At 59.5% G+C, this 19,944-nt stretch carries 17 protein-coding genes; 2 read left to right on the forward strand and 15 right to left on the reverse strand.

The features are described from left to right. Positions 1-17: 17 nt before the first annotated feature. From D9N13_RS12675 to D9N13_RS12740, 14 genes are read right to left on the reverse strand one after another with little or no spacing between them, the layout of a single operon-like run. Positions 18-2,375: a phage tail protein gene (locus tag D9N13_RS12675; RefSeq protein ID WP_290590509.1), complete on the reverse strand. Its 2,358-nt coding sequence runs from the start codon at positions 2,373-2,375 to the stop codon at positions 18-20. A 16-nt stretch (positions 2,376-2,391) separates the two neighbouring features. Then, positions 2,392-4,596 (reverse strand): baseplate J/gp47 family protein, encoded by a 2,205-nt coding sequence (locus D9N13_RS12680; protein ID WP_290590512.1) that lies wholly within the window; start codon positions 4,594-4,596, stop codon positions 2,392-2,394. 15 nt (positions 4,597-4,611) lie between these two features. Next, complete coding sequence (locus D9N13_RS12685) at positions 4,612-5,013, reverse strand: GPW/gp25 family protein (protein WP_290590515.1); 402 nt, start codon at positions 5,011-5,013, stop codon at positions 4,612-4,614. Between the two features lie 39 nt (positions 5,014-5,052). Further along, positions 5,053-6,726 (reverse strand): hypothetical protein, encoded by a 1,674-nt coding sequence (locus D9N13_RS12690; protein WP_290590519.1) that lies wholly within the window; start codon positions 6,724-6,726, stop codon positions 5,053-5,055. 13 nt (positions 6,727-6,739) lie between these two features. Beyond that, the gene (locus tag D9N13_RS12695) at positions 6,740-7,378 is read right to left on the reverse strand and encodes a phage baseplate assembly protein V (RefSeq protein WP_290590522.1); all 639 of its coding nucleotides are present in this window, start codon (positions 7,376-7,378) and stop codon (positions 6,740-6,742) included. Beyond that, positions 7,375-8,427, reverse strand: a complete 1,053-nt coding sequence (locus D9N13_RS12700; protein ID WP_290590525.1) for a phage late control D family protein — start codon at positions 8,425-8,427, stop codon at positions 7,375-7,377. The genes D9N13_RS12695 and D9N13_RS12700 overlap by 4 nt, the downstream gene beginning before the upstream one ends. A gap of 10 nt (positions 8,428-8,437) precedes the next feature. Further along, positions 8,438-8,605, reverse strand: coding sequence for a hypothetical protein (locus D9N13_RS12705; RefSeq protein ID WP_290590528.1), 168 nt, complete (start codon positions 8,603-8,605; stop codon positions 8,438-8,440). Between the two features lie 19 nt (positions 8,606-8,624). Continuing rightward, positions 8,625-9,566: a hypothetical protein gene (locus tag D9N13_RS12710; RefSeq protein WP_290590531.1), complete on the reverse strand. Its 942-nt coding sequence runs from the start codon at positions 9,564-9,566 to the stop codon at positions 8,625-8,627. 5 nt (positions 9,567-9,571) lie between these two features. Further along, complete coding sequence (locus tag D9N13_RS12715) at positions 9,572-10,057, reverse strand: phage tail protein (protein ID WP_290590534.1); 486 nt, start codon at positions 10,055-10,057, stop codon at positions 9,572-9,574. Further along, positions 10,050-11,567, reverse strand: coding sequence for a hypothetical protein (locus tag D9N13_RS12720; RefSeq protein WP_290590536.1), 1,518 nt, complete (start codon positions 11,565-11,567; stop codon positions 10,050-10,052). Before D9N13_RS12720 ends, D9N13_RS12715 begins: the two co-directional genes overlap by 8 nt. A 10-nt stretch (positions 11,568-11,577) precedes the next feature. Beyond that, positions 11,578-12,039 carry a phage tail protein gene (locus D9N13_RS12725; RefSeq protein WP_290590539.1) on the reverse strand — a complete coding sequence of 154 codons (462 nt, stop codon included), beginning with the start codon at positions 12,037-12,039 and terminating at the stop codon, positions 11,578-11,580. 27 nt (positions 12,040-12,066) lie between these two features. Then, on the reverse strand, positions 12,067-14,226 hold the full coding sequence (locus D9N13_RS12730; protein ID WP_290590542.1) for a phage tail sheath subtilisin-like domain-containing protein: 2,160 nt from the start codon (positions 14,224-14,226) through the stop codon (positions 12,067-12,069). Positions 14,227-14,248: 22 nt separating this feature from the next. Further along, the gene (locus D9N13_RS12735; protein WP_290590545.1) at positions 14,249-15,052 is read right to left on the reverse strand and encodes a hypothetical protein; all 804 of its coding nucleotides are present in this window, start codon (positions 15,050-15,052) and stop codon (positions 14,249-14,251) included. A 58-nt stretch (positions 15,053-15,110) separates the two neighbouring features. Beyond that, a complete protein-coding gene (locus D9N13_RS12740; protein ID WP_290590548.1) occupies positions 15,111-15,701 on the reverse strand; it encodes a DUF4255 domain-containing protein in 591 nt (196 codons plus the stop codon). Between the two features lie 522 nt (positions 15,702-16,223). Here D9N13_RS12740 and D9N13_RS12745 point away from each other — a divergent pair. Further along, complete coding sequence (locus D9N13_RS12745) at positions 16,224-16,829, forward strand: glutathione S-transferase family protein (RefSeq protein WP_290590551.1); 606 nt, start codon at positions 16,224-16,226, stop codon at positions 16,827-16,829. A gap of 12 nt (positions 16,830-16,841) precedes the next feature. Further along, positions 16,842-17,516, forward strand: coding sequence for a helix-turn-helix transcriptional regulator (locus D9N13_RS12750; RefSeq protein ID WP_290590556.1), 675 nt, complete (start codon positions 16,842-16,844; stop codon positions 17,514-17,516). A gap of 5 nt (positions 17,517-17,521) precedes the next feature. Here D9N13_RS12750 and D9N13_RS12755 read toward each other — a convergent pair whose 3' ends face one another. Continuing rightward, positions 17,522-19,699, reverse strand: coding sequence for a TonB-dependent receptor (locus D9N13_RS12755; protein ID WP_290590559.1), 2,178 nt, complete (start codon positions 19,697-19,699; stop codon positions 17,522-17,524). Between the last annotated feature and the right edge of the window lie 245 nt (positions 19,700-19,944).

Here is a 19,944-nt window from a genome sequence, read left to right on the forward strand (position 1 = left end):
TGCAGTCATGGTTGCAATCACTGGCTGGCGTTGATGTCCCGTGGCGAAAACGCCACCGGATTCCGCAGCAGGCCTTCTTTGCCGATCAGGGTTTGGTTCAGAATCACAGCCCTGGGTTCGGGCTGCGTTTCCAGATACGTGTCCACACTCAACAGGGGTGAAGTGCCCAGAATGAATGGGTGCTCGGTCTCGATGAGCCGCCATTGCAGGTGGGCGGGAGCCTGTTGAGTGAGCATCTCATTGACCGCGTTTCGCTGTTCCCGGGCGCGGCCGTGCAGCAGTACACTGAGACGATGGGCGTAGCGTTCAAAGAACGCGTCCACCGCCTGGTTTTCTTCTTCGCTGGCCAGCTCCGGTGCCAACAGCGCGAGGAATTCCCGGGCATTCATATCCGACAGAATCAGGCTGTCGCCGACGATGCTGTTACCGCTCTGGCCGGTGCCCAGGGTCAGGGGGTGTTCTGCATCATCCATATTGCGGCCGAGGATGGTGGCCATGGTGCGACGCAGGCGGAAGTTTTCCACCACCACCACTTCGCCCCGTTGCACACCGCCATCGGTGACAATGTCCAGGGCCAGATTGAGGGCCGGCAGGGTGCCCTTGTATTGCTGGATCAGGGTGGCGTTTTTCAGCCAGCGCCGTTGCCGTTTCAGGGGCCAGTGGGGGGGCAGATCGGCACCAATGGATTGCGCCAGCCAGGCCAGGTTGGTGTGGGGGGCGGCATCCGGATGCAGCAGTTGATCACTGGCGGCAATACGGCCTTCAATGGGGGTGAGCAGCCCCTCAAAACTGGCCAACAGGCGTTCCCGGGTATCGGCGCCGTTGGCCGGGCCGGTACTGTTGGCGGGGTCGTAGCTCAGCTCCTGCCGCATGAATTCCGGCAGATAGGCTTCCTGATAGGAAAAGCGTGGCTGGTAAACCCGGATGGCGTGCAGGGCCGGGGTGGTGCGGCCATTGCCTTTGAAATGCACCTGCAGTTGCAGATAACGTCCGGTGAGACGGCGCACCGGGCCTTGAGGCCGCTGCAACAGGATTTCAAACAGCCCCCGTTGGCCCCGGTTTCCATCCTGTCCGGCGCCGGCCAGGGAACTCTGGAACGGCCGCTCTGAGGGCAGGGGGTTCCACACCGGCGGCGGTTGGTCAATCAGCTCCGCGCTGCCCCGTTGTTCCGGCGTGTCGTACACCCGGGCAGACAGAGTGATGCTGCAGCCGGCGGGAATGCAGGCATCCAGATAGACCCGGTGCCAGATGGTATTGGGGCCACCGGAATCCAGCACCTGTTGCAGCAGTGCGTTGGCTTCCAGGTAATAGCGGGGTTGGCGCAGTGCATGCAGCTCGCGGGGCCGCGGGTTGAAATCCGGGTAGTCCGGATCCTGGTCTGCCTGGTAACGCAGTTGGCCATCGGCGCTGCTGGCAAAGCGGGGTATGGCCAGGGACAGCATGGGATAGCGTTCGCCGATGAGCTCCGCTGTGCCGCTTTCTGTGCGGGAATCCCATTGCAGGCTGAGCACCGGGCAGTCCCGTTGCCGAAACTCGGTGTCGCCGCTCTGGCGTGGTGCCAGGGCCGCCAGCCGGCCCGGCCCCGCCGGCGCCAGGTCAACGGCGAAAGGCAGTTCGCTGTCCAGCTCGTACACGGTGAAGGGCCGATCCGCGATGTTGCCCAGGGGCCGGCTCAGTATGCGTTGATTGCCGCCGTTGTCGTGCAGCAGCAGATACAGCTGCTCATCATCTCCACATACGGCCAACGCTTCCCAGCCCGCCGGCAGATCCTGTTGCCAGTTCAGCGCCAGGGCGCCGGGGTTGATGGTTAGCGGTTCGAAGCGGGATTCGGAGGGGGTATAGGGCAGCGGTAGGGGGCGGCCACTGCACAGCATTAGCCGGTCGGCACCGATGCACCAGACCCGGTTGTGGGCATCCACCCAGGCCCGCCGGGGGATCACCGGCAGGGTGCATTGGCTAAGCCAGCGTTGCCCCAGATGGAACAGCAACAGGCCATGCTGATCGCCGTCGTTGCTGAACGGAACCGCCAGGCAGCCATCGTGGTTCAGGTTCAGATCACGCAATGTCCCGGCCGGTGCCGCTACGGGATTGAGTTCGGCGTCCTGCAGGGGCAACCAGCCACGGCCGCTGTTGAATTCCACCGTGCGGGCGTCGTTACTGAGGCGGGCCACCTGATAGAATGCATCCACGGCCATGGGACGGGCATCACCCCAGGCCGCCAGGGCAGCCACCGTATCCCCTGCCGGCAGCCGCAGTGCCTGGTTTTGCGCCAGGGTCAGGGCCTCGCGGCCGGCATGCCACTGCAGACGGCGGGAGCCTTCCTCGAATTCTGCGGCCGTGCGCAGTAAAAAATAGGGGGTGTTGTTAACGTCCATCAGCGCTCACTCATCTTCAACACACATCCGGTATGACCGGCACCGCGATGCCCGTGCCACGCTCACCGGGGGCGCCATCCAGGGGGCCGATGCCCTGGGGCAGGGGTGGGGTATCCTTGGCGCTGCCGATGCCCACGTGCACGCCCATCAGCTCCGGTAACTGGTAGGCTTCCAGGTCCAGGGCCTCACTGATGGGCAGCCGCCGCCACACTGCCCGCTCGTCTTTACGCACCTGCTCAAACAGATTGGCCACGTTCACCGCCTGCACCCCTTCCACTCGGGCCGCCTGGGTCAATAGTTCGTTCACCTGTATGGGTTTGCCCAGGGGCCAGCCCTGGTTGCCGCCGCCCCCGGGGGGCAGTGGCCACAGGTATTCGGTAATGACCTGTTGCACGGCCTGCAGGGTTTCCTGCTCCGTTTGCGGGTCACGCACCTGCACCAGAATGCTCACCGCCATGGGAATAAACTGCGGGCTCAGCACGTACAGCTCGGTGCCCGCCTGCACCCGGTTCAGCAGATAATTGAAGACGTCCTTGAGCAGGCCTTTATTGGGTTTGGGCCAGTTGCCGATGGCCGGTTGTGCCGGTGGCAGCACAAACACGCTGACCACCCCGGGAACATCCCTGCGGGCGGCCGCCAGGGTGTTGCCGGGCAGAAAGCCTTTGATCAGTTCGGTGCGGGCCACCGGGTTGATGGGATTGTTGCGGCAAATCACCTGAAAATCCGTTTCCGTTACCGCCCGATTACGGTGGGTGAGAAACTGGGGAATGCGTTGCTCGGCCTGGGCCACGGTTTCGGCATCGCGGCCACCCTGTAACGGCCATTCATGGCGCAGTTTGAAACGGGGGCTGCCGTCGACGATTTCCTTGATACTGCCGGCGGGCAGGTTACCGGCTTCACCGCCACCATGGCGGTAGCGGGCCACGCGGATGCGGGCACCCCGGGGCGGGCGTTTTCCGTTCTCCAGCCCATCGCCGAAATAGGCGTAGCCGGAATCGGCATTCAGGCGGAAGACGCGGGCTTCGGCACCGTTGCCCGCCAGAAAATCCACTGCCCGCCAGCTGACCCAGGCGCCTTCTTCTTCCACCTGCAGATCCAGTGTGGCCACGTCCACCTGCTGGTCCGGCAGGGCCACCACCTGATCCGGCAGACCGGTACCCAGGCCAACGATGGTGTCCAGGCGTAAACCCTGGGCCACCACATCCACGCCATTCAAACCCAAGTAACCCAGTTGCAGGGTGGGATCATCGGGGCAGCGCAATCGAATCCACAGCGCCACCCGACTGGCTTCCACCGCATCGTCCAGGGCCGGGGGCATATTTTTACTGCCATCGAACATGGGGTCGGCGTTGGCAAAATCGGCAAACAGCGCCGCATTGTTGGGCAGCCGCAGCCGCACCACGCCGGCCTGGCGCCCTCCCAGGGAGGTGTCCGACATCTGTTCCAGGGGCAGGAAGCGGGTGCTGTTGTCCGGCCCTTGGGCCACCAGCTCCCACTGCAGGTTGCGGGCTTCAAAATCGTTGATGGCGCTGTCTTCGGCGGTGGCTTCCACATCGTCTGCAGGCGCAATGGCCACACTGAGGCGGATGCCCGCCAGGTTTTCCCGCAGTAATTCCAGGTTGCTGTCCAGCTGCTTGGGGGCAATGCAGGCCAGATAAAAGCTCTGGTCCAGGCTTTTACTCAGGGTCAGCCGTTCCCGGCCGATGTCAAAACGGCGGGGCTGGAAGGGTTGCGGCGTTTCCCCTTTGCGCAGGCCGAATTGTTCATGCAGATCCTGCAGGGTCAGGCCCAGGGCAGTCAGGTCATCGGTGGACAGGGTTTGTTTGATCAGCACCTGCAGGCTGAGGCAGGTGGGCTGCAGTTCCCCCAGGGTGGTGAGCGCCTGCTTGGCGCCGCGCAACTGGCTGCCGTCTTTCAACAGCGGGGGCAGCAGCACACTGGTGGGGCCACCGTCCACACAGACCACACCCCGGGCCGGCCGCGCCGGGCGCACCGGAATCTGCAGCAAATTGAGGAACACCCGGCGCTGACGCTCCGGAATCAGATTGGCCCGGTAGAGAATGGTTTCGGTGAGCCAGGCAAACAGGTCGATAAAACTGTGCACCGGATCACCGGGGGCAATCTGGGTCAGTTCCGGTAAATGGGTGGCCAGACGGGCCCGGGCTTCGGCAACCAGATCTTCGAAGCGGCGATCGTCCAGATTGGGGACCGGTAATGGCATGGTCTCTTTTCCTCCTTACACACCCAGGTTCAGGGTCAGGCCCAGTTCCGCCGCAGCGGGTTGATGGCGCAAGTGGTAGCGGATGGTGATGTGCACCTGTGCCAGATTGTCCGGGTTGGTTGCCACCTCCACGCCATCCACCAGCACCCGCGGCTCCCACAGGGCCAGGGATTTTTTCACCACACCGGCGATCAGATTGCGGGTGGTTTCCGTATTGGGTTGATGCACAAAATTGAGCAGGCCGGCACCGAAGTCCGGCCGCTGCAGCCGCTCACCGGGCCGGGTCAGCAGGATGTTCAGCATCACTTCCCGCACGCTCTGATCCGCCTGCGCCCAGGCAAGGGCACCGTCTTGGTCCACACTGCCCAGGGGCCAGCTTTGCAGGTTGGGCATGGGGGTGCGGCTGGGATTGACCATGGTGAGCTCCTTAATATTGGCGGGTAAACGGGTTCATGGTTATTTCTCAATCTTGGGAAACGGCAAGCAGATCCGCACCCACGGCAGCCAGAAGAACACGATGTTCAGCAGCGAGATCATGATCATCAACAGAATCATCGCCACCAGGGTGATCACTGGCAGACTGAACGAACAGATCCACTGAATGCCCAGTTTGGGGCCTTCGCCCACCACATCTTCACTGGCGCCTTTTTTCAGATTAAGGCCGTTGATCAGATCAAAGGTGTCGCCGGGGGTGAGGATACTGGCCCCTTTGGCCAGACCCCGTTTCAGGTCGCGCAGGCTGGGCATGGGAATCAGTGAAGGGCGACTGGCTTCCGGATCAAAGGGTGCCGCCACCCGGAACTGAAGGGAGCGACATTGCTCATCCGCCCATTGAATCTGCTCCTTGCCCGCATCGTTTTTGGAACGCACGAAAGGAACGATCTGGTAGACATCGGCTTCTGCCTGGCCGAACTTGGGCAGGGGTATCTCCCGCGCCTGGCTCAGGGTCTGTTCTCGAAAACGTTGGCCCAGCAGGTGACGAATGTCTTCGGCATCACTGGCCAGCAGCTGCAGGGAGTAAGGCAGGCTGCCCTGGCCGTTGCTGTTGGGAAGCGGGGCCAGGGTAGTGAGGTGCTCCAGCCCACCGGCTTTATCGGCGGCGTCTTCCTGTTCGATGATCCACTGCACCAGCGGGTTGTGCTCGCCCCGGGCAAAGCAATCCTGCAGGTAGCGGGTGAGATGCAGGCGGCGGGCGCCCTTGAGCCAGGGACGGGTATGCTCGGTGAAGAGGCCGCTCTTGAGGGTGGCGCGCAGTTGCCCGGGGTCATAGAACCAGATGTCGGAAAACAGAGACTCCAGTTCGGTGTTGGCCTCGCGGCCGGCTTCTCCCAGGTGATAACGGTTCACCAGCAGGCGCAGTAATTCGAACCAGGCTTTGCCGGGTACGCCCTGCTGAACCTGCTCGGTATGGTGACGATCCCAGGTCACGGATTGGGTGTTCTTGCTGTAGGTGCCCGGTCGGTAGCCGAAGGGCCAGGGCAGGGATTGGGCGGCAAAATCCTCTATGTTTTTTTGCTCGGTGGCGTTGAACAGGGTATTCACTTGGCGCTCATAGTAGAAGCCGCCCAACGGCACGTAACCGTACAACAGCGTGTGCCGCTTGCCATTGGCGTCGGTGCTGTTCAAAACGTGCAGAGGATGGGTTTGCTCGCCACTGTAGGTGGCCTGGTTGGTGCGTGGATGCAATACCCCGTTGACACACAGGCGGCGATCCAGATCCGGATCTTTGTGCTGGGTATTGACCGCGTGCCAGCCCAATGCTTCGCCTTCCTCCATCAGCCAGGCCTGCTCGGCCCCATCACGCTGGCGCCGGATCACAAAACCGGCGGAGGTAATGCGTGCCGGGTCCAGCGCCGGACGGCCGAAGCGCTCACAGATCACTTCACAGCACACCAGATGAAAGGCGCGGTGGGTGGGCAGGCGCAGTACCGGTTTGTCGTCGTAGGGGCTGTGGCCCTCTTCATTGACCCAGGCACTGAACTGGGCTTGCTCAAAACGTTGTTTCAGCACATCCTGCTGGAAGCGGGCGATGAAATCGGCGTCCAGATAGCGCAGTAAACTGGCCTGCTGCCCATTCTGGAAAAAGGCCGGTTGCAGGCGGACGTTATGAATGGGTTGTGCACTGGTCATCGCGTTGCCCTCATTACCAGATGTTGCCCGCGCCGGGGGTGTAGGTGGTGCCCACCACCGAGGTGGCGATGATGGTGTCGCACTGTACGACGCCACTGAAGCGGGACATGCCCGCATCCACCTGCACCATTCCGGCGGAGACATTGACGTTGCTGGCATTGATGTTCACCGGTCCGGCGCTGTCCACGGTGATATCGGATGCCGTCATGGTGACGCTTTGGCTGCCGCGTTCGATGCTGACTTCACCGCCGCCGCTTTCGGTAACCGTAATGCGGTAACCGGAGCGGGTACGCAACTCCACTTTGGGATCGTTGTCGTCGAACTCCAACACCGTTTCACTGGGGGTGCGTATCACATAGTGTTGTTCCTGGGGATCGGCGTCCTGGGGGCGGCTGTCATTGCCACACCAGATGCTGCCGAGAATCAACGCTGTGTCCTGATTGATAAAGGCCACCACCACAATTTCATCCAGCCGTGGTACGAAACTGGCGCCGTAGCCATTGCCGGCAGAGGGGGCCACCACGCTGGCCCACATTTCCATGGGGCTGGATTGCAGGCGTACCTTGATACGGCCGCGATGGTCGGGGTCGGCGTTGTCGGTGACCTGTGCCAGCTGCATGCTGTGCAGGTGGCCAAGAGTGTGGGCATTCATGAGGCAGGGCTCCAATCGGCTTTGTTCACTTTCAAATGGGTTTCGTAACCGTTCTGGCTGTCGAAGCGGTGGCTGCAGTGCACTATCTGGTAGGTGCCGCGCAAGCGCGGTGAAACCCCGCTGAGTTCAATGTCGCGGCCACTTTTTAAGCTGGGCTCACCCTGGCAGACAATGTCCCCCTGCACAAAGCGCTTGGCCATACGACGAAAATGGGCGCCGGCGTAGGCATCCGCTTCCGCCTGGCTGCGGGCGAAGGGATGAGGCACCACTTCTTCACCGGGCCAGCCCAGCTGGGCCAGCGTGGCGGCGGCGGTGGTGTCGTTGGGGGCCGGTATCATGCTGTCGCTGTTGTGATCCACCGCCTCGGCGGTGGCCACGTTGTAACCCTGCGCTCGCGATGCCAGTGGTTGTTGATTCAGATCCACCAGCAAGCGTACTTCCAGGGCGCTGTCCTGGGCGCTCAGGGCTACCGGCTCAGGATCCGGGGTCTCCGGGCGGGCGCGCAGGGTGTCGCCGTCCATACGCAGGGCAATGTCAAAACGACCCAACAGGCGCAAGAGAAAAGCCAGGTCACTTTCGTTCAATTGATGCCAGGTATCGTTGATGTTGGATACCTGAACGTCGGCCTGCAGACCCGCTTCGCTGGCGATGGCCGACACAATATCGTCCGGCGTATGTTCTTCGTAACTGCGGTTCTGGCGGGCGCGTCCCAGCCGGTGCAGTTTGTCCTGCAACAACAAACTGAGGGTGGGAGCCCCGGTTCCATACTGTTCCTCGATGGCCGTAATTTCGCCTTTGAATATGCGGATCGGATCCGGTTGCCCCATGGCAATTTCCAGCTCATCCCCCAGCGCAATATCGTCAAGCACATAGGTGGGCTCGCGGGCGCTTTGCGGTGTGCCCCAGTTGGTGAGCGTAAGCTCGCCGTGGGCGCAGCCGTGCAGGGGCAGGTTCACCACCAGGCCGGTCAGGGCGTCGGTGAGGTCGTCCCGTTGCTCCCCGCCAAGGCGGATGACGGGGCGCGTATTGATGAAGGCGTTCTCCGGCATAGGGTGTCGTTCAATCCACTTTCAGGCGTTGTTGACGTTGCTGGATGTGCTCCAGTGTCTTGGCCAGTTTGACTTCCGCAGCGGCCAGGGGTTGTTGCTGGGGCGCGGGGGCGGCTTCCGCAGCTTGCGTTACCGGCTCCTGTATATCGGCGATGACCTCTTCAATGATTACCGGCATGGTGTCGGTCTCCTCTTGATTATTCGAACCCCACACCGGTATCCAGTGTGAGGGAAGGTGTGTTCAGTTCAGCCTTGACCCCGGCTTCGGCATTGATTCCGGCATTGGTGCTGATTCCGGCACCGGCATGGGTACCGATGCTGAAAGCCCCTTCCACCTTGGTGCCCAGACTGGCGGATGCGCCGTAGGCAAAAGCCGGCTTTACCGCTACCGAAGCGCTCACTCCAACGCTGCCTTTGATGCCCAGAGCGGCGCCGGCCGATACCTTGGGCACCGCCAGCACCGATGCGCTGGGCAGGCGCGGGTTTTCAATGCCGTTGTACAGGGCGGTATCGCGCCAGTTGCCGGCGCCTTCGCTGCCGCCGGGAACCGGGTTGCTATTCTGGCCGCTGCCGGTGTCGCCGTTACCGGTGGGGGTAAGCTGCGGCGTGTCCTGTTGGGCGGCGGCCACGCCATCGCTGCGTTGCCGAAACTGATAACGGTCTTCTTTCAGTCGCAGCACCACCTTGGCCCGCAGCGGCCGGCCCTCTTTGGAAAAATAGTCCAGCGTTTCTTCGTAGTTATCCACCATGCCCACAAATTCAAAACTGCCCCACTGAAACAGGCAGCGTTTGGGGGCTTCCATTTGCTCGCCACCTTCCACCGGTTTCAGAAAACGCTCGGCGATTTTCCTGGTCTGATCGCGCACATCAGAGCCCTGTTCGATATCGTTTTGTGATTCGCCTTCACCGGCGTCGATGTAGGTGGTATCGAAGATCAGCTCAACGGCCAGGCTGGATGAGCTTTTATCCACAAACTGGGCTGCGCGACTGTTGCCGTTGCGTTCGTTTTCTTTCAGGGTGTTGGACAGGGTGACCTTGAGAGAGATGGGGTTGAATTGCACATCCACCGCATTGTCCATATCCGGTGAGTTGTTGTTACCAGATACGGGAATCAGTTTGCCGCGTTCAGGATTTATCATAACCGTTAACCTCCACTGCTGCCGGCAGCGGCCGGGCGCTCCAGCTCCAGCCCTTCGTGTACCAGGTGGATTTCCTCAATGGCCACTTGGTTGGCGGTGGAATTCAGGTCCGGGCCTTTGAACTTGGTGGCCATCACCCCTTCCAGGCGCCAGGTCATCACCGGGTTTTCCTGTTGACCTTTAATGGGATTGCCCAACACGATGATTTCACCGTGCAGGCGGTAGCCGTAGTTGGAGCCGCGAGTGCTGGCATCAAACCAGCTCCATAAATCGTTCACGCTGGTGACCCCCCGTTTCAACACCATGGGTGCAAATTTGGTGATACCACTGCGTTGCAGTTCACCCCAGTTGCGGCCGCCTTCCTGCAGGGTTTTCGGTTCCATGGTGAGTTCAAAGCCGGTGACTTCGCTGAATTGCCCGCTGCACAAGAGTTGATTGCTTTCACTGTTGTAGAGATTGACCTTGAAGCGAAAGGGTACGAATTCAGACATTGTTTTCCGCTCCTGCGATGTTGCCCTGCCATTCTCCGTGCTGGTTGGTGAACGTCAGCCGAATCTGATCAATGGGCAGTGCCGGCGCGATCATGATTTCGTAAATCATGACCGCCTCCTGGGTTTGAATCTCCTTAATCTGAAAAGCCTGCTCAGCGGTGGCGCCACGTAGTGCGCCCCGTTGCTGCAGCTGACGCAGAAAACGTTCCAGTAACAAGCGTGGCCGGGGGTCGCGATAATCCAGATTAAAAATCAGCTGTTCACCCAGGGCGGTCAACTGGCGGCGTAAATAGCCCAGCAGGCGCATCACCTCGGCGGAACGATGGCCATCAAAGCGTTCAGGGTTGTTGGCGTTGAGGTAATCCTGAGGATGCAATGCCGGCACCAGCAGACGCTCATCATCCAGTTCCACCTGACCCTGGCGCTGGCGCAGCACACAGACACCCGGGTCGTTGCGCAGGGTGACGGTGTCCATGATGGACAGAGGCGGATAGGGTAAGCCCTGGCTTTGCAGCCCCTGCCCGGCAATGGAACGCCAGGGGCCTTGCGCCTGCGCCAGAGCGGATTGCCTGCCGGCGATAATCCCCACCGGGCTTAACAGTTCGAACTGGGGCCCGCGTAAATAGGGAAACAGGCATTGCAGCTGACGCAGCCGGTGGCCACTGTCGCCATCGCGAATCTGTTGCAGCCACTGCACGGCCATGGGATCCAGAACCGGGCTGTCCAGTGCGCCGTTGTATGCCAGGGGCAGGGTCATCAAACACTGTACGTCCGGGCGCTGTGTTGCCAGCCAGGGCAGAATGCCCTGCAGTATCTGATTCAATGGTGTCGGCGCCGGCATGGCGCTGAGTTCCATTTCTGAATCATTGCGTCGTTCCCGGTGATCATCATCCAGATTGGTACTGCAGGGCACAAATTGGGGATCGGGATTATCCAGGCGCAGCCGCGGGATGTCCGGTAATTGCGCCGGAATCTGCAGCCGTTCCAGATCGGGAAACGCCACTTCCCCCAGATTGCGCAGCACCAGTGCGCAGGCCAGACCCCGCAGGGTGCTGACATCATGCAGACGGGTGTCGGCGGCGGGCAGAAAACCGCGTTGACCTTCAGCCTGGGGAATGGAAATCACCCATAGCTTGGTACCGCCGTTGGCAAAAAAATCATCCACGCAGCGCGGCAGCCAGGCACTGCGCCCGGCCAGAACGCTGACGTACTCGGTGGCGTTGCTGGCGGCATCGGGAAACAGATCGTGAAACTCGGCACTGGATCGCAAAGGCACCGGAATGTGATGCAGGGATTGCAGGCGCGGCTCGGCACTGCCGGCCAGCAGTTGATCCAGCGCCGCGCCAAAACCGGCCGCCCGCATATCCGCCACGGCGCCGGGCAGCGCCAACAGGCGTTGGGTTCGCACTCGCCCCGGGCAATGGCCGAGCATGGCCACTTCCAGCACCGCCTTACGGTTCTGCTGCGGCCGGGGGCTCAGCGTGATTCGGGAGGCCAGCAATTCCTGCATGGGTCAGCGCCTATTCCTGCTCGATCTGTTCAACGGCCAGCACCAGTTCCTCAATGGCGACGTCGCTGCCGCCCTTGGCGGTCAGTGTGGGCCCGGTCCATTTGATGGGCATGGCGTTGACGAGCTTCCAGGTGACCACCGCACTGGAACTGGTGGGATCTTCATTTTTCAGCTTGATGGTGACATTGCGTTTGGCGGTCACATCGCCGGATCGTACCTGATCCAGCCAGCTGTAAATGTTGTCGGCGCCAATAACACCGCGTTTTAAAGTGACATCGCCGGATTTATGGATGGCCGGGATTTTGGTCACATAGTTCACCGGTGCATTCCCATTGCGGTATTCCGCCACGGTGACTTCGGCATTCAAGCCGGAGACCTCAGAAAATCCGCCGGCAATCTCACCTTCGGTACCGTCATCCAGATTCACCAGATAATTGAAAACGCTGTAGGGGGTTTCGCGAAACTGTGCCATGGTGTGTCGTCCTTTTCAGTCCTGTAATTAGCTGTCTGCGGTTTTCTGGCCAATGCGGAAGATCACAAACTCCGCCGGCTTCAGTGCGGCTACTCCGATTTCACACACCAGGCGACCGTTGTCCAGATCGTTCTGGGTCATGGTGCTGCGATCACAACGGACAAAATAGGCGGTTTTTGCACTGCCCAGCAGGCGGCCATTCACCCATTCGTTGTAGAGAAAATTTTCCACTGTGATGCGCACGTTGTCCCACAGACGTTCACCGTTGGGTTCGAACACCACCCATTGGGTGGATTTTTCGATGGAGCGTTCCAGGTAGAGAAAGTAGCGGCGCACATTGACGTATTTCCATTCCGGATCGGAGCCGTCCAGGGTACGTCCGCCCCATACCCGGTGGCCACGGCCGGGGAAAGAACGCAGGCAGTTCACACCGTCCGGGTTGAGCAGTTCCTGTTGAAAGCGATTGATGTCCTGGGCAAAGCCGAGGGCACCGATGACCGGTTCGTTGGCCGGTGCCTTGTGCACACCCCGCAATACGTCGGTGTTGGCGTACACGCCGGCGATGAAGCCTGACGGCGGCAGATTGACGGTGGGAACAATACCACGGGGGTCGGCGGCCACCACCCAGGGGTAATACAGGGCCAGGCGGGAATCGTCGAAGTTGGAGCGGAACTCGCGCACTTCGGAGATGGTCATGGCTTCGCGGCTGTCGACGATGCCCACGCGATAACGCATCTTGCGGCAGTGCTTTTGCATTTCGGCAATGATGCCCTGGTGGTTGATGGCATCGGTGGCGGCCGCCGCCGGTACCATGACGATGGCAATGTCTTCGATGTCTTCCAGGGCGGCAAAGCCGGTGCTGCCGTTCACTTCATCGGTGACCCCCCCGTATTGCAACGCCACCAGAGTATCGCCATCGCTGCCGCCACCCATTGTAATCAGATAACGGGCTTCATCCACCGAGGCCGGCCCGGGATTCATGGCTGCAGGATCGAACATCTCAAACAATGCCGCCATCACATCGTCGCCGCTGATGCTGTCGGCCAGGGTACACTGTACCGGGCTGGTGAGTTTGTCGTAGCGTTTGGCGGGATCGGCGGCCAGCACGGCAGACAGGCTGTTGTCGGCCAGTGGCGCGGTGGAAATATTGCCGTAGGTGTAAATCACCGGGTCGTTGGCCCCGCCATTGCGCACGCTGATATCAAAGGTGCGTTGCACCATCATCCGGCGCACCGTATCCGGTGCCGCTGCCAATGCTGCCAGGTTGAGACTGATGGGGGTGGCGACACCGTCATTCAGACCGCTGCCGTCCACCGTAAACACGGTACCGGCGCCATTGAGGCTGCCGCGCAGGGTGAGCAGGGTGCCCCAGTGGGTACCGGTGAAGAAGGTGGACAGGTCGGTTTCTTCATTGAAACTCAACACCGCTGCGGTGCCGTCGGCGAGGGCGCCACTGGTGGGACGCTTGGCCACAACGCGGGTAAAGGTAACGGTGTTGTCGGCATCATTCACCAGGTTGGCCGCCACCAGGTGATCATCACCGGAGGCCAGGTCCGCGGCGGTCAGTGGAGCTGCATCATCGGCGGTGATTTCGCACAGGCCGTCCACGATACGGTAACTTGCGCCCACCCGTTCCACCAGGCCTCGAATGGCCATGGGGAAATGGCTGCCCGGCAGAGCGCCGTTGGCAATGGCTTCCGCGGGTAAACCTGTGGCATCCAGAAACACAATCTCATTTTCTGCCGGCGTACTGGTGACCGTTGACTGGATCAGGTTTTCGCTGTCGCGCCATTCCACTTCCAGTGTGAAATCACCCATGACTCCGGGGAAACGACTTTGAAAAATGACGTTGCCGCCGGCGTCGGAAGCTTCGGAGAGGCCGTCTTCGGCCCCACCAAAATTGGCAATACGGGACACAAACAGCTGTTTGCCGCCGCCATCAAAAAACGCTTTGGCGGCCATTGCCGTGTGATTAAGCACCGTATCGGGGCCCAGGGTGAGATCGCCCACATCGCCGTACAGACGCGTGAATTCAGCGAAGCTGGTGACCACCTCGGGCTTACCGCGCACGGGTCCAAAGCGGGTTGGCCCCACAATGCCCGCGACGCTGGTGCCGACGCCCTCGATGGATTTGGAACGAAAACTGACTTCCTCTACATACACACCCGGCGCTAGATATTCAGGCATGATCATCTCCTTTCAGGTACGGTCAACTGGGTTGCACAGCTAAGTGATCCTTGTTCGCGGATCGGATTAATTGAATTTCACCGGGTACTACGGAGAATCCGATGGGGTTGGCAAACGAGCCGGCGCTGGAGGTGCTCTCCAGATTCATGGCCACCAGATCGTCCGTGTTCAGTGGTGTATCGGCACGGGCACTGAGCAGTGCCGTGACGCTCAGCTCCAGAGCATATTGGTCGACCCCCTGGGGCAACGGCGGCAGGCGATGCAGCGGCAACAGCACATCGCCGCGATGATCCGCCTGGGCGCGATAGGTTTGCGTGCCCACAGCGGGAATGGTGACCACCGCCGTGAGTAAGGCCCAGGGCACCACGTTGCCGTCGTTGGTGTCGGCGGTGGCAAAACGCAAGGTGGCGATCAGGCCACCGGCTTTGCCGAAGCGGGTACCTTGAGGCGAGGGGTACAGCACCAGTCCCTGGCCGGCAATGGGTACGCTGCCGGCGCCCACCGTGACGGAAAATGTGCGTGGATTGTACAGGCCCCGTTGATCCTGCACGGTGCCCGCCAGGGTAAAACTGCCGGCATCCACAAACGTTTTGTCGGTTTCGGTGGCCTCGCCATTGACGATGTCGGCAACGGGCCGACGCCAGAGCGCGGTTTTACCCGGCGCCTGTCGTATCTGCACATCGCGGGGTTTATCGCTTAGGTTGAATTGCACTTCATGGGGCAGACGCTGCATCTCAGTACTGGTTTCTGCGGTGGTGCCGTCCAGCCAATAAAGCACATCACTGGCGTGCAGAACATTGGTTTCCAGAACCTTAATGGCCGCCATTACCCATTCTCCTGTGGTCTGTATTCCCGGGTTCCATCATTTCTGTGTGTCATCTGCGTTACTCCAGGCGGCCATGGGGAAACACCCGGCTGGTGACATCCGGGCCTTCACTGCGTTGCGGGTTCAGCCGCAGGCGCACGGTCTTGGCGGTGTAGGCCATGGTGCTGGTGTAGGGCGATTCAAACACATCCCAGATGCGCATCAGATCTTCGGTGGTGATGTCCACCGGTGTGATGTTCAGGACCTCCGCCTGACCCCACTCATCATCGATGTCCTGCACGTTGGAAATATCCAATTGACTGTGATTGGCCAGCTCCACCATGGCCCAACTCATGAGATCGGCTTCGATGGTGGCACTGTTGGCATTGGCGATCAGCAGGAAGTGAAGATTAACGGGCAGCTCAGGGCGCGGTCCGGAATTATCCGTGCCCTGGGGTTTAAAAAAACGGGAACGGCCGTGGTCGTCGATGGTGATGCGATGCAGGTAAATACCCAGCAGATTGCCGGTGAGTCGATTGGCGATGTCATTGCTGCCCAGTAATCTGACGCTGGCATTGGTAGGCCCATCACTGAGATCTTCTGGCAGGCGGGCCTGGAAAAATGTTTCCAATGCCGTCAAGGCGCCTTGTACACCCTTGTACGAAGCCATTCATTCTCCTATGAGGCCTGCTTTCCTGTTGGGCCAGCTTTGTGGTGTTGGTGTTTTTATTCTTATTAATTGCCGTTTTTATTTCTGTGCAATTCACTACAAAAGCGTTGCGAATTAATCAAAGTGAAGATTGGTTTTGAATTCGCATGAAAACTCGTTGGAGTACACTGACGCTGTCACTGTATTGAATGATAATTGCGCACTTTCTATGCAATACATTTTTTCAACGCATTCTTATTCAGTGTAAGACCTGCCCGGCCATGCAATTTGTTTAATGGCGTTTTGACAGACGCAGGGTCAGGCTAAAGCAAAACCCGGTGATCCTGCAAGGGGATAATCAGAACAAAACCGGGAAATTATTTTTAACGGCGTGCTTTATTGTTGCAGATCAAATCAGGTGATTGATGTCGGCACTTTTTTTAGGCTGCTGACAAACCCTGTCAGCAGGGAACCGTTACCATGAGCGCTGCTGATCGATCATGGAATAAACAACAACACACAATCCCCAACGGAGATCAAACTATGTACACGCTTTACCATGCCCCTTATTCCCAACACAGTCGGCGTATTATCTCATTGCTGGAGCAGGCGGGCTTAGACTATAAAACAATCAGTGTGAACATGGAAAACGGTGACTATTTATCCGACTGGTATCGGGCCATCAATCCCAATCATCAGGTTCCCACGTTTATTGATGACGAACTGATCATTTATGAATCCAACGCGGTACTGCGTTATTTGTGTTTAAAGCATGATTTGCAGGCATGGTATCCCCACGAGCTTAAAACACGGGCAACAACAGAGCAGTGGCTCGATTGGAACCAGTGCCTGCTGGCGCCCTGTGTGGAGAATATCGTTTTGCACGGCGTCTTTCTCGGTGCGCAAGGGGATCCTGCGCGAGTGGATCTGGGGCACACACAATGGCAGGAACGGGAGGCTATCCTGGACAGCGCACTGGCCATCACGCCCTATTTATGCGGTGACCAGCCAACCATTGCCGACCTTTCGGTGGCATCCAATATCTTTCAACTGGGCATTGCCGATGCAGAGCCTGCCGGATCATCGTTGCAACGGTGGTATGATGCGATGGCTTCCCTGCAAGGATTCCAAAAATCGTTACCGAAATGATACAGCGTCATCATGGCAACCACTGAACGGCTCTTTCGTATTGTGCAGATTCTGCGCCGCGCCCGTACACCGGTGCGGGCTGCGCAGTTGGCACAGGAACTGGAGGTGTCGGTGCGTACCGTATACCGTTATGTTGCGGAGTTGCAGGCACAACAGGTACCCATACAGGGTGAGGCGGGGGTGGGTTATATCCTGGCGGCAGGCTATGAGCTGCCACCGCTGATGTTGACTGAAGATGAGCTGGAGGCAGCGCTGCTGGGCGCGCAATGGGTGGCACAGCGGGGGGATCCGGCGCTGGCCAACGGTGCGCGTGATTTGATGACGAAACTGCAAGCCGTATTACCGTCTCACATGCAGGCTAATCTGCGCTTGCATCGGGTGGAGGCGGTGGATCAAGGCAATACGGCACTGGATCGTGTGGATGCGGCGCTGATCCGCCGGGCCATTCGCGGGCATCGGAAAATTCAGATTCGCTATCGCGATGAGCAGGGGGTTTGCAGTGAGCGAACCCTGTGGCCGGTCATGATCGCCTATTTTGATGCGGTGCGCCTGGTGGTGGCCTGGTGTGAACTGCGTAACGACTTCCGCCACTTTCGCACCGATCGTATTCTGGCGCTGCAATGCCTGGATGAGATCATTCCCTGCAGCGATGAAGATTTGCTACAGCGTTGGCGGGCCCGCCGCTGATGGTGTTAAAAATCAAAGGTTACCGAGCCCTGTAAAGTGCGCGGTTCACTCAACACCAGATAACCAAAGCCGGGAAAGCCGCCGGCGGATGTCCAACTGTTGTTATCGGTAAGGTTTTCCACCGTAAGGCGAAAAGTGGTGAGGGTATCGGCCCACAGTAAGCGCCGGTAGCGTACTCCGGCGTCCAGTCGCCACCAGGCGGGAACCGGTTGCAGATTGTCGGCATCGGCGTATTGCCGGCCGGTGAACATGGCGTGGCCGGTGAAAGCCAATCCGGGGATGGGGCTGCTCCAGTCCAGGTTTAAATTGTACTGCACCCGGGGCGCGCCGATAGCGCGCTTGCCGGCTTGGTCCGTGTGCAGAAAGCTGAGGCCGGTTAACAGTTTGAGATCCGGGGTCAGGTTGCCGTAGAGTGACATTTCCAAACCCCGGTGTATTTGGTCGTCCAGTTCACGCAGGGCGTTGTTGCTGTCGAAACCCACCATGGGTTTTCTGATTTCATAAACACTGAAAATACCCGCCAGTTGGTGGCCGAGGTATTTCATTCCCAGCTCAACCTGTTGCGTTTGATAAGGCTTCAATGCTGCTCCGGCGTTGGCAACCGGGTTGCCGTTGTTGGTGGCCGGCGCGATGTCGCCTTTGGTAAGGCCTTCAATGGCATTGCCGTAGATTATCCACTGTGTCGTCAGTGGATAAACGAATCCCAGCATGGGGGTGGCTTGTTTCTCATCGTACTCGGAGAGCAGGGTGCCGCTGTTGTAATCGTAGGATAGATCCTCGATTAACTGCTGCCGCCACCCCAGGGTCAATTGCAGACGGTCATAGAAGGAAATTTCGTCAGCCAGGGCGAAACTGTGGGTATGGATATGCTGGGTGGTGCGGGGTTGATCCAGATTGCCTCCCATAAAACCGAGTGCAGTGGGTGCGGCTGGATATTGCGGCCGGTAAAGGTTGTCGCTGTAGCCGGAATAGATGGCGAAGGCGTTGCTGGAATCGTTTTTGTAATCGTTGGCAGAAAGCGTGATGGTGTGGCGTACCGGCCCGCTGTGCAGGCGCAGCCGCAAGCCCAGCTCGCCGGTGTTGACGTGATCCTCATGCACCACTGCGAAGCGATCGGCAGTGAAGTTACCGGCGCTGTCGACCACGGTGAGGCCGGAGGCAAATACCGAATCTTCCTCTCCCCGTCGTATGCCGTAGGCCAGCCAGGCGGTGAGGGGTTGGTCGAAATCGTATTCCGCCCGCAGCGTGGCAAAGTGATCCTGCTCTGCGGAACGGGTCCAAGCCGGCGCGATACTGGTATCCGCCGGTGGCGTTTTGGGAATGTCCAGGCCTGGCGCAATGGTGATACTGGGCTGGGTCTCGTGCAGTTGATGATCCTGATAGCCTACGTCCATGGACACCCGTAATTGCCGGCCCTGATAATCCAGGCCCAGGGTCGCCATGTCCAACTGGCGCTGTTCATCTTCCACGGCACTGTCGCCTTCCCGGGCCACGGCGTTTAAGCGTGCCCCGAAAAGTTTGTCGCGACTGCGGCGGCCGATGTCGGTGGCCACATAGCGTTGGTTGTTGGACATCACACCAAAACCAACCCGATTGATGTCGGTATGGGTGGCACGCTTGGGCATAACATTGACAGAACCGCCCAGGCCGGAGGCACTGGGGGCCGCCCCATTCAGAAATGCGTTGGCACCGCGCAGAATCTCCACCCGTTCGATCAGTTCCGCCGCCAGGTACTGACGGGGCAGAATTCCATGCAGCCCGTTGTAGGACATGTCATCGGAGAACACCGGCAAGCCCCGTACTTTATACAATTGCTGAAAGTTACCGAAGCCGCGGGCCACACGCACGGAGGCATCGTATTGCAGGACGTCGCCAACGCTTACGGCTTGCTGGTCGGTGATGAATTCACTGGTGTAACTGGTGATGGAAAAAGGAATGTCACCCTGAAACTTTCCCCCCAGTATCCCCAGGCGGGCGCCGCTGGCAATCTGGCCGCCGGGCAAGGGCTGACTTAATCCCAGTGCCGAGGCATCGGCACTGGGGCTGATCTCAATGGTCATCAGGGTAGCCAGATCCAACTCCAACAGATCTGCTGTGTCCTCGGCGGCGGACGTCACAACACCGGGCGCCAACATCACCAGTAATGCACCGATCTGTAATCCCTGTCCCTGGATTCTGCTCACAGCCCGCCTACGTCCGATTTTTTCTAAGGATATCGATCATTTAAGGATAGAACAAAATTAACCAGTGAAAATTGAATGCAGGCAGCTAATGCAGGCAGCTTACGCACCCATGATTCATGGGGGCTTGCGGTGTGCTCAGGCGGGCCAATGGCGTCGGTTTCGGGGCGGTGTGCGAACCAGTGCCGTTTTTGAGGTTAAATAATGGCCAATTTCCGTTTAAAGAACGCATCCTGGGCGCAGGCGTG

This window comes from Ketobacter sp. GenoA1 (assembly GCF_003671475.1).
Classification (GTDB): Bacteria; Pseudomonadota; Gammaproteobacteria; order Pseudomonadales; family Ketobacteraceae; genus Ketobacter.

What these genes read in the sequence shown, in the direction of transcription:
- D9N13_RS12675 (WP_290590509.1), bottom strand. Translation starts at nt 2,375, where the DNA reads ATGGACGTTAACAACACCCCCTATTTTTTACTGCGCACGGCCGCAGAA.
- D9N13_RS12680 (WP_290590512.1), bottom strand. Translation starts at nt 4,596, where the DNA reads ATGCCATTACCGGTCCCCAATCTGGACGATCGCCGCTTCGAAGATCTG.
- D9N13_RS12685 (WP_290590515.1), bottom strand. Translation starts at nt 5,013, where the DNA reads ATGGTCAATCCCAGCCGCACCCCCATGCCCAACCTGCAAAGCTGGCCC.
- D9N13_RS12690 (WP_290590519.1), bottom strand. Translation starts at nt 6,726, where the DNA reads ATGACCAGTGCACAACCCATTCATAACGTCCGCCTGCAACCGGCCTTT.
- D9N13_RS12695 (WP_290590522.1), bottom strand. Translation starts at nt 7,378, where the DNA reads ATGAATGCCCACACTCTTGGCCACCTGCACAGCATGCAGCTGGCACAG.
- D9N13_RS12700 (WP_290590525.1), bottom strand. Translation starts at nt 8,427, where the DNA reads ATGCCGGAGAACGCCTTCATCAATACGCGCCCCGTCATCCGCCTTGGC.
- D9N13_RS12705 (WP_290590528.1), bottom strand. Translation starts at nt 8,605, where the DNA reads ATGCCGGTAATCATTGAAGAGGTCATCGCCGATATACAGGAGCCGGTA.
- D9N13_RS12710 (WP_290590531.1), bottom strand. Translation starts at nt 9,566, where the DNA reads ATGATAAATCCTGAACGCGGCAAACTGATTCCCGTATCTGGTAACAAC.
- D9N13_RS12715 (WP_290590534.1), bottom strand. Translation starts at nt 10,057, where the DNA reads ATGTCTGAATTCGTACCCTTTCGCTTCAAGGTCAATCTCTACAACAGT.
- D9N13_RS12720 (WP_290590536.1), bottom strand. Translation starts at nt 11,567, where the DNA reads ATGCAGGAATTGCTGGCCTCCCGAATCACGCTGAGCCCCCGGCCGCAG.
- D9N13_RS12725 (WP_290590539.1), bottom strand. Translation starts at nt 12,039, where the DNA reads ATGGCACAGTTTCGCGAAACCCCCTACAGCGTTTTCAATTATCTGGTG.
- D9N13_RS12730 (WP_290590542.1), bottom strand. Translation starts at nt 14,226, where the DNA reads ATGCCTGAATATCTAGCGCCGGGTGTGTATGTAGAGGAAGTCAGTTTT.
- D9N13_RS12735 (WP_290590545.1), bottom strand. Translation starts at nt 15,052, where the DNA reads ATGGCGGCCATTAAGGTTCTGGAAACCAATGTTCTGCACGCCAGTGAT.
- D9N13_RS12740 (WP_290590548.1), bottom strand. Translation starts at nt 15,701, where the DNA reads ATGGCTTCGTACAAGGGTGTACAAGGCGCCTTGACGGCATTGGAAACA.
- D9N13_RS12745 (WP_290590551.1), top strand. Translation starts at nt 16,224, where the DNA reads ATGTACACGCTTTACCATGCCCCTTATTCCCAACACAGTCGGCGTATT.
- D9N13_RS12750 (WP_290590556.1), top strand. Translation starts at nt 16,842, where the DNA reads ATGGCAACCACTGAACGGCTCTTTCGTATTGTGCAGATTCTGCGCCGC.